Raw genomic sequence first — 8,496 nt, forward strand, 5'->3', positions numbered from 1 at the left:
CCGGCCGCGGAGGATTCCTCCGACGACGGCGACGACACTGCCGACGAGGCCGACAACTCCGCTGACGACTCCGAGGACGAGGCCGACGAGGCACCCGCCGAGAAGCCAGCGCCCGCGAAGTCCTCCGGCGACTCGGGCGGAAAGGGATCGGGCGGCAAGGGCACCGAGATCACCATGCCCGAACTCGGCGAATCCGTCACCGAGGGCACCATCACCAACTGGCTCAAGGCCGTCGGCGACACCGTCGAGATGGACGAACCCCTGCTCGAGGTCTCCACCGACAAGGTCGACACCGAGATCCCCTCCCCCGTCGCCGGCACCCTGCAGAAAATCGTCGCCGAGGAGGACGAGACCGTCGAGGTCGGCGCCGTCCTCGCCGTCATCGGCGACGGCGACACCTCCGACCAGGACGACGAACCCGAGGACGAGGGGACACCCGACGCCGCCGAATCCGCCCGTCCGGACGACGCCCCCGCGCAGGCGGAGGGCGACGCCACCGACGCGACCGGCGCCGCCGAGCAGGACGACGCGGCGGGTGAGACCCCGGAGACCGAGAAGAAGGCGGCGAAGAAGGCCGAGAAGAAGGCGGAGAAGTCCGCGGGCGCGGCCGACGACCGGGAGACCTCGGGCGCTCAGCGGGCCGAGCCGGCGGAGGCCGCCAAGTCCGGCTCCTCGCCGTCCCCCACCCCGTTGGTGCGCACGCTCGCCGAGGAGAAGGGTGTCGACCTCGAGACCGTCGAGGGCTCCGGAGCCAGTGGGCGCGTCCGTAAGCAGGACGTCCTCGCCGCGGCCGAGAACGAGGCGGGCGCCAGCAGCGCCACGTCCGGCACCTCTCCGTACGTCACACCGCTCGTGCGCAAGCTCGCCCAGGAACACGGCGTGGACCTGGATTCCGTCAAGGGCACCGGCATCGGCGGACGGATCCGCAAGCAGGACGTCCTCGCCGCGGCCGAGGGTGGCGCCGAGAGCGGCACCGAGGCCCCCGCGGAGAAGAAGGCCCCGGCAGGGGGCCCGTCCACGGCCGGGGTGCGACCCGAACTGGCGGAGCTTCGCGGGACCACCAAGAAGGCCAACCGGATCCGCAAGATCACGGCCAAGAAGACCCGTGAGTCGCTGCAGACCAGCGCGCAGCTCACCCAGGTCTTCGAGGTGGACATGAGCCGCGTCGCGCAGCTGCGGGCCCGGACCAAGAGCCGGTTCGCGGACGAGCACGGCGTCAAGCTCACCTACCTGCCGTTCTACGCCAAGGCGGTGGTCGAGGCCCTGGTCTCGCACCCGAACGTCAACGCGTCGTACGACGAGGACACCAACGAGATCACCTACCACGGTTCGGTGAACCTCGGCATCGCCGTGGACACCGAGGCAGGGCTGCTCTCACCGGTCATCCGAGATGCCCAGGACCTGGACATCCCGGGACTCGCCAAGGCGATCATCGACCTGGCGGAGCGGGCGCGGGCGTCCAAGCTCACCCCGGACGACCTCCAGGGGGGCACGTTCACCATCACCAACATCGGGAGCGAGGGTGCGCTGTTCGACACCCCGATCCTCGTCCCGCCGCAGGCGGCGATGCTGGGAACCGGTGCGATCGTGCGGCGCCCCGTCGTCGACGCCGACGACGACGGCGAGTCGATCGCCATCCGATCGATGGGCTACCTGCCCTTGACCTACGATCACCGTCTCATCGACGGTGCGGACGCCGGCCGCTTCCTCACCACGGTCAAGGACCGTCTGCAGCAGGCCGAGTTCGAGGGGGACCTCGGACTGTAGGTCCAGACGACAGCGCGACGGGCGTCCGGGAGGGCGCCCGTCGTCGTCCGCGGGGTTCGTCCGCTTAGAGTGGACGCCATGTCCCACACCGGTCAGTCCCTGCGCCGCGATCCTGTCGAGCCGGAGATCCGCCGACTCGGCACCGTCGAGTACACACCCACCTGGGAGCTGCAACGGGCGCTCGCCGAGGAGAGGGCCGACGGGGTCCGAGGGGACACCATCCTGCTCCTGGAACACCCGGCCACGTACACCGCCGGAAAGCGCACGGAGCCGGCGGATCGTCCGGTCGACGGGACCCCGGTCGTCGACGTGGACCGGGGTGGTCGGATCACCTGGCACGGGCCCGGGCAGCTGGTCGGGTACCCGATCATCGCCCTGTCGGACCCCATTGATGTGGTCGAGTACGTCCGCCGGGTGGAGCAGGCCCTCATCACCACGTGCGCCCGGATGGGGGTGGAGGTCGACCGTGTGGACGGCCGGTCCGGCGTGTGGTGTCCGGCCGGCGACGGCCGGCCGGAGCGCAAGATCGCCGCCATCGGGATCCGTGTCCAGCGCGGCGTGACTATGCACGGTTTCGCCCTCAACTGCGACTGTGATCTCGATGCCTACTCGCGGATCGTCCCCTGCGGGATAGTCGACGCCGGGGTCACGTCCCTCTCGGCCGAACTCGGACGGGACGTGCCCGTCTCGGAGGTCCTCGATCAGGTCACCTCCGACGTGGTGGAGGCGCTCGACGGCCGACTACCCGTGAGGTGATTCGAGCGTAGGCTGGCGCCCGTGACTGTGACTCCTGAAGGCCGCAAGCTGCTCCGCATCGAGGCCCGCAACGCCGAGACTCCGATCGAGCGTAAGCCCTCCTGGATCCGGACGCGGGCCACCATGGGCCCCGAGTACAAGGAACTCAAGAGCCTCGTCAAGACCGGTGGCCTGCACACGGTGTGCGAGGAGGCCGGCTGCCCCAACATCTACGAGTGTTGGGAGGACCGCGAGGCCACGTTCCTCATCGGCGGCGAACAGTGCACGCGACGCTGCGACTTCTGTCAGATCGCCACGGGCAAGCCCAGCGCCCTCGACCGGGACGAGCCGCGGCGCGTGGCGGAGTCCGTTCGCGAGATGGGTCTGCGGTACTCGACCATCACCGGCGTCGCCCGGGACGACCTCGACGACGGTGGCGCGTGGCTGTACGCGGAAACGGTCCGCAAGATCCACGAGCTCAACCCCAACACCGGCGTGGAGAACTTGATCCCCGATTTCAACGGGGACCCGGACCAGCTCGCGGAGGTCTTCGAGTCGAGACCCGAGGTGCTCGCGCACAACGTGGAGACGGTTCCCCGGATCTTCAAGCGCATCAGGCCGGCGTTCCGGTTCGACCGGTCCCTCGGCGTGATCCGCGCCGCCCGCGACTTCGGGTTGGTCACCAAGTCCAACCTCATCCTGGGGATGGGTGAGACCACCGAGGAGATCGTCGACGCGATGGTCGACCTGCATTCCGCGGGGTGCGACATCCTCACCATCACGCAGTACCTCCGGCCCAGCCCGCTGCACCATCCCATCGATCGCTGGGTCAAGCCGGAGGAGTTCGTGGAGCTGTCCGACCAGGCGCGCGAGATCGGTTTCGCCGGTGTCATGGCCGGCCCGTTGGTCCGGTCCTCGTACCGGGCCGGCCGCCTCTACGTCCAGGCTCTCGAGTACCGCGGCCAGGAGGTTCCGGAGAACCTCACGCACTTGACCTCCGGGGGTGCAGCCTCGCAGGAGGCCTCCTCCGTGCTGGCGCGCAGTCTGGCCTGACCGGCCAAGCGTCGACGCCCGACCGGGTCCACTCACCCGGCCCGCCCCCGCTCCTCACCCGGTCCACCCCTGCGGCGAACCGCGGTTCCCGAACGGTGGTGCTCGCCACGTATCCTGAACGGTATGGCGAAGAGCGAGGTCAGCAAGGCGGACAAAAAGGCGGCTCGGGCTGCACGGCGGCAGGCGAGCAAGGCGCAGCGCGGCCAGATGTGGGAGGCCCTGAAGATCCAGTCAAAGCAGGACAAGCTCCTGTGGCCCCTGATGATCGGCGCGTTGATCCTCTCCGCCGTCGCGTTCTTCCTCCTGGGTTCGCTGTGGGGCGGGGAGTGGTGGATGCTGCCCCTGGGTGTCCTCACCGGTCTGATGCTGGCGATGGTGATCTTCTCCCGCCGCGTCCAGAACACCGTGTTCGCCAAGGCCGAGGGACAGCCCGGTGCGGCGGCGTGGGCACTGGACCAGCTCCGATCGGGCTGGCGAGTCAACCAGGCCGTTGCCGCGACCACCAGCTTCGACGCCGTGCACCGCGTGGTCGGTCGCTGCGGCATCGTCCTCGTGGGCGAGGGGCAGCCCCACCGGCTCAAGCCACTCATGCTGCAGGAGAAGAAGAAGGTCGCCCGGGTCGTCGGCGACACCCCGATCTACGAGTTGATCGTCGGCGACGAGGAGGGCACAACCCCTGAGCAGGTCCCGCTGCGCAAACTCAACCGTCGCCTGACCCGCTACCCGATGAACATCAACCGCGCGAAGGTCGACGCCCTGGACACCCGGTTGCGCGCGCTGGGCACCAAGACCGGAATCCAGAACCAGATGCCCAAGGGCCCGCTCCCCCAGGGCGCGAAGGTCCGCAACATGCAGCGCAGCGCCCGCCGCCGAGGCTGACCCGGGCCGGAGTCCGTCACGCCCACCGGTCGCGCCGGTCGCACTCGCCGGTCGCACTCGCCGGTCGCGCCGGCGGGTTAGCGCGGACAGATCACCGGGTCCGTCTCCGGGCTCAGCGGGGCCAGCTCAGGGATCACCGGGTCCGGATGAGGGCCGTACCCGTTGCCCTGTCGTGCAGTCCACGACCGTCCTCGTCCTGAACGAGGGGCGGCAGCAGGAAGAACACGAAGGCGACCCGGACGATCGCGCGGAGGACACCGACCCGCTCGTCAGCGTCGATCCGTGCGGTGCCGATCCCGAACAGCGCCTGCCCGGGCGTCTGGGCGAAGAGCCAGACGCACACCACGCCGGACAGGCCCCAGAGCAGCGGAGTCGCCCAACTGGCCACGGCGGAGAACGTCTCGCCTCCGAGCAGGCCCGGTCCACCGAGAGTGACGACGAGTCCCACGAACCCGTAGGCCAGGAACCAGTCGACCAGTAGCGCTCCGAGACGCACCCCCAGCGGCGCGAGAGAACCCTCGCCGTACTGGGGCAGCCCGAGCCGCTCACCTTTGAAGGCCTGCTCCGGCTCGTTGCCGGACGAGGTCGGGCCGGACAGCCATGATCCTGCAAGTTCACGCATGGTTCCCAGGGTAGCCGGGGCCCGGAGGATCCCCGTGTCGATGTTCCCCCATAGTGGTTGACTAGGCTGACCCCATTGGGAGGGACGCCACCCGGCCCGCCTCTGTAACACTGCCGAAACATTCGGTTGACGGCCGGGCAACACCTCGCCCATATCGTGAGGTCACCGCACGACGGGCGGCACCGGTTGCCCGTCGCACAGAGAGACGAGGAGCGACATCGTGGCATTCTCCACTCCGGACGAGGTCATCAAGTTCATCAAGGACGAGGGCGTCGAGTACGTCGACATCAGGTTCACCGACCTGCCCGGTGCCGAGCAGCACTTCACGATCGCTGCCGCCGCCTTCGACGAGGACATGATGGAGGACGGCCTGGCGTTCGACGGCTCGTCCATCCGGGGGTTCCAGTCGATCCACGAGTCCGACATGATGCTCCTGCCGGACGTGTCGACCGCTCGCATCGACCAGTTCCGCAAGGCCAAGACGCTCAATATCAGCTGCTTCGTCCATGACCCCTTCACCCGTGAGGCCTACAGCCGCGACCCCCGCAACGTCGCGCGCAAGGCCGAGGAGTACTTGATCTCCACGGGCATCGCGGACACCTGCTTCTTCGGTGCCGAGGCCGAGTTCTTCGTGTTCGACTCCGTCCGTTACGGCTCGGGCACCAACCACGGCTTCTACGAGGTCGACTCCATCGCCGGCAACTGGAACACGGGCGCCGAGTCCGAGGCCGACGGTTCGCCGAACCTCGGGTACAAGGTTCGCCCCAAGGGCGGGTACTTCCCGGTGGCGCCCTACGACCACTTCGTCGACCTTCGCGACGAGATGTCGACCAACCTCACCAACGCCGGCTTCGAGCTCGAGCGCTTCCACCACGAGGTGGGCTCCGGTGGCCAGCAGGAGATCAACTACAAGTTCAACACCCTGCTCCACGCCGCGGACGACATCCAGCTGTTCAAGTACATCGTCAAGAACACCGCGTGGAAGAACGGCAAGTCCGCCACCTTCATGCCCAAGCCCCTCTTCGGGGACAACGGCTCGGGGATGCACGCCCACCAGTCGCTGTGGAAGGACGGCAAGCCGCTGTTCCACGACGAGGCCGGTTACGCGGGGCTGTCCGACGTCGCCCGTTACTACATCGGCGGCATCCTGCACCACGCGCCCAGCCTGCTCGCCTTCACCAACCCCACGATCAACTCGTACCACCGGCTCGTCCCGGGCTACGAGGCGCCGATCAACCTGGTGTACTCGCAGCGCAACCGCTCCGCCTGTGTCCGTATCCCGATCACGGGCAACAACCCCAAGGCCAAGCGCATCGAGTTCCGCTGCCCCGACTCCTCGGGCAACCCGTACTTCGCGTTCGCCGCGATGATGATGGCGGGCCTGGACGGCGTGAAGAACAAGATCGAGCCGCACGCCCCGGTGGACAAGGATCTCTACGAGCTCCCGCCGGAGGAGGCCGCCGACATCCCGCAGGCCCCCACGTCGCTGGGCGCGGTGCTCGACCGCCTCGAGGCCGATCACGAGTACCTCACCGCGGGTGGGGTGTTCACCGAGGACCTCATCGAGAACTGGATCGAGTACAAGCGGGAGAAGGAGATCGCCCCGGTCAACCTGCGTCCGCACCCGCACGAGTTCGACCTGTACTACGACTGCTGATCCGGCAGCTCCGCAATCGTTGAAACGCCCCGGCCCCTGTGGCCGGGGCGTTTACGGTTGACCCAGGACCGGAGAACGCCAGGAGGCGGGGAACGGAAGGGGTCGGGAGCTCGTGGACGCAGACGAAGTGGACTTCCGGAGCGCCTCCCCGAGGGCCAGACCACTCAAGGTGGTCGCGGCCGCCCTTGACCCGGACCACGAACCGGGGACCGGCCTTGACGGAGAGAGCTACCCCGTGTTGCTCAAGCTGTCGCGGGTGCTCGACCCCGAGGAGGCGAGGTTGATCCTCGAACGGAACCCCTTCCTCCATGCCAGCGCGGGCTCACGAAAGCTCATCGCGATGGACACCTCGGTCGAGACGCTGCGAGAACAGAAAGACCGTCTCCAACTCCTCCTGGCCGAGGTCGAGGCGGACGCGCTCGCGGAACAGGCCCGGCGCCGCTCCGAGGAGCACCGCGCGGCCGAACAGCGGGTGGCCGAGCTCCGTCGGCGGAACGACGTCCTCGGCGAGATCGAGTGGTAACCCCCCGAGGTCCTGCGTAAGCCGAGGTCCTGGTTACGCCTAGGTCCTGGTTACGCCGAGGTCGTGAGGAAGCCGGGCTCGTGGGAGAGTGCTGGAATGAAGACACCTGAGACCCCTCGCTCCGTTCAGGGCGCCGCCCGCTCGGCCGTCGACCATCCCGCCCTCGAGTGGCTGGCACGCGCGGGCTTCGTCATGAACGGGATCCTCCACCTGCTCATCGGGTGGATCGCCATCCGGATCGCGACAGGATCGGGCGGAGAGGAGGCGTCCAACTCGGGCGCCCTCGCCGAGATCGCCTCCGCCCCGGGCGGCCAGGCTCTCCTCTGGGCCGGCGCGATCGGCTTCCTCGCCCTGGGGCTGTGGCAGGTCATCGAGATGATCCTGGGGTCCGAGGAGGCCTCGGACAGGGTCAAGGCGGGCGCCAAGGCCGCCGTCTACCTCGCGCTCGGCGTCACCACGGCCAGGTTCGCCTCGGGGGCATCCGATTCGGACTCCGAGACGGCGTCCGGCACCACCGCCGGATTGCTCGGCTCCGCACCGGGCAAGGTCGCGCTCGTCGTGGTGGGCCTCGTGATCATCGGCGTGGGCGCCCATCACGTCTACACGGGCGCCACCAAGAAGTTCGTCGAGGACCTCGAACGCACCGGGGGCGGCAACGTCGGCCGTGCCATCGTCGTCTCCGGCCAACTCGGATACATCGCCAAGGGTGCCGCGCTGGTCATACTCGGCGGACTGGTCATCGCGGCGGTCGTGACAGCGGATCCCGAGAAGGCGGGCGGCCTCGATGCCGCGCTGCGGACGGTCGGCGAGCAGCCGTTCGGACAGATACTGCTGATCATGACCGGGGTCGGGATCGCGTTGTACGGCGTCTACTCCCTGGGCCGGGCCAAGTACGGCCGGATGTGAGACGCCTGGACTCAGCCGAGCTTGGGGAAGTTCTGGGGGCAGTAGGTACCCACGGCGGCGCCGAGGAAGAAGCCCTGCTGCTCGGGCCCGAGTCGCCCGTACTCGCCGAGCCACCCCGACACCTCGTCCATCTGCTGCCCCCCGTCGAAGCGGCCGCACGCCTCCGCCGCGGTGGCCACCGGATCCACGCCCTCAGGGAGTACGACGTCCTGCCTCTCCAGCAGCGCGGCGAAGTCACCGCCCCCGGGGGCGACGGGAGCGGGTTCAGCCGCCGGGGTCTCGTTCGCTCGCGGTTCCGGTGCGGGCTCCCCCGGCATCGGTTCCGGCTGCGGCTCGGGCGGCGGGGGCGGCGTC

9 protein-coding genes are annotated in these 8,496 nt (G+C 68.9%); 7 read left to right on the forward strand and 2 right to left on the reverse strand.

The features are described 5' to 3' along the window. The 4 genes from sucB to G6027_RS15815 form a co-directional block, all read left to right on the forward strand. A partial coding sequence (sucB, locus tag G6027_RS15800; RefSeq protein ID WP_241727191.1) for a 2-oxoglutarate dehydrogenase, E2 component, dihydrolipoamide succinyltransferase occupies window positions 1-1,767 on the forward strand: 1,767 nt, incomplete at its 5' end. Window positions 1,768-1,845: 78 nt separating this feature from the next. Further along, window positions 1,846-2,523, forward strand: a complete 678-nt coding sequence (gene lipB / locus G6027_RS15805) for a lipoyl(octanoyl) transferase LipB (RefSeq protein ID WP_182637995.1) — start codon at window positions 1,846-1,848, stop codon at window positions 2,521-2,523. Window positions 2,524-2,544: 21 nt separating this feature from the next. Beyond that, a complete protein-coding gene (gene lipA, locus G6027_RS15810; protein WP_182637996.1) occupies window positions 2,545-3,555 on the forward strand; it encodes a lipoyl synthase in 1,011 nt (336 codons plus the stop codon). A 123-nt stretch (window positions 3,556-3,678) separates the two neighbouring features. Further along, window positions 3,679-4,434, forward strand: coding sequence for a DUF4191 domain-containing protein (locus tag G6027_RS15815; protein ID WP_182637997.1), 756 nt, complete (start codon window positions 3,679-3,681; stop codon window positions 4,432-4,434). A gap of 133 nt (window positions 4,435-4,567) precedes the next feature. Here G6027_RS15815 and G6027_RS15820 read toward each other — a convergent pair whose 3' ends face one another. Further along, window positions 4,568-5,056: an RDD family protein gene (locus tag G6027_RS15820; protein ID WP_182637998.1), complete on the reverse strand. Its 489-nt coding sequence runs from the start codon at window positions 5,054-5,056 to the stop codon at window positions 4,568-4,570. 220 nt (window positions 5,057-5,276) lie between these two features. Here G6027_RS15820 and glnA point away from each other — a divergent pair, with 220 nt between their 5' ends. From glnA to G6027_RS15835, 3 genes are all read left to right on the forward strand, one after another. Continuing rightward, window positions 5,277-6,713: a type I glutamate--ammonia ligase gene (glnA, locus tag G6027_RS15825; RefSeq protein ID WP_182637999.1), complete on the forward strand. Its 1,437-nt coding sequence runs from the start codon at window positions 5,277-5,279 to the stop codon at window positions 6,711-6,713. Between the two features lie 112 nt (window positions 6,714-6,825). Continuing rightward, window positions 6,826-7,236: a hypothetical protein gene (locus G6027_RS15830; RefSeq protein ID WP_182638000.1), complete on the forward strand. Its 411-nt coding sequence runs from the start codon at window positions 6,826-6,828 to the stop codon at window positions 7,234-7,236. Window positions 7,237-7,332: 96 nt separating this feature from the next. Then, entirely contained in the window at window positions 7,333-8,142 is an 810-nt protein-coding gene (locus G6027_RS15835; protein WP_182638001.1) for a DUF1206 domain-containing protein, read from the forward strand. Between the two features lie 11 nt (window positions 8,143-8,153). On the opposite strand, the gene G6027_RS15840 is transcribed toward G6027_RS15835, so the two are convergent. Then, a partial coding sequence (locus G6027_RS15840; RefSeq protein ID WP_182638002.1) for a DUF732 domain-containing protein occupies window positions 8,154-8,496 on the reverse strand: 343 nt, incomplete at its 5' end.

Source organism: Dietzia sp. SLG310A2-38A2, from assembly GCF_014145095.1.
Lineage (GTDB): Bacteria > Actinomycetota > Actinomycetes > Mycobacteriales > Mycobacteriaceae > Dietzia.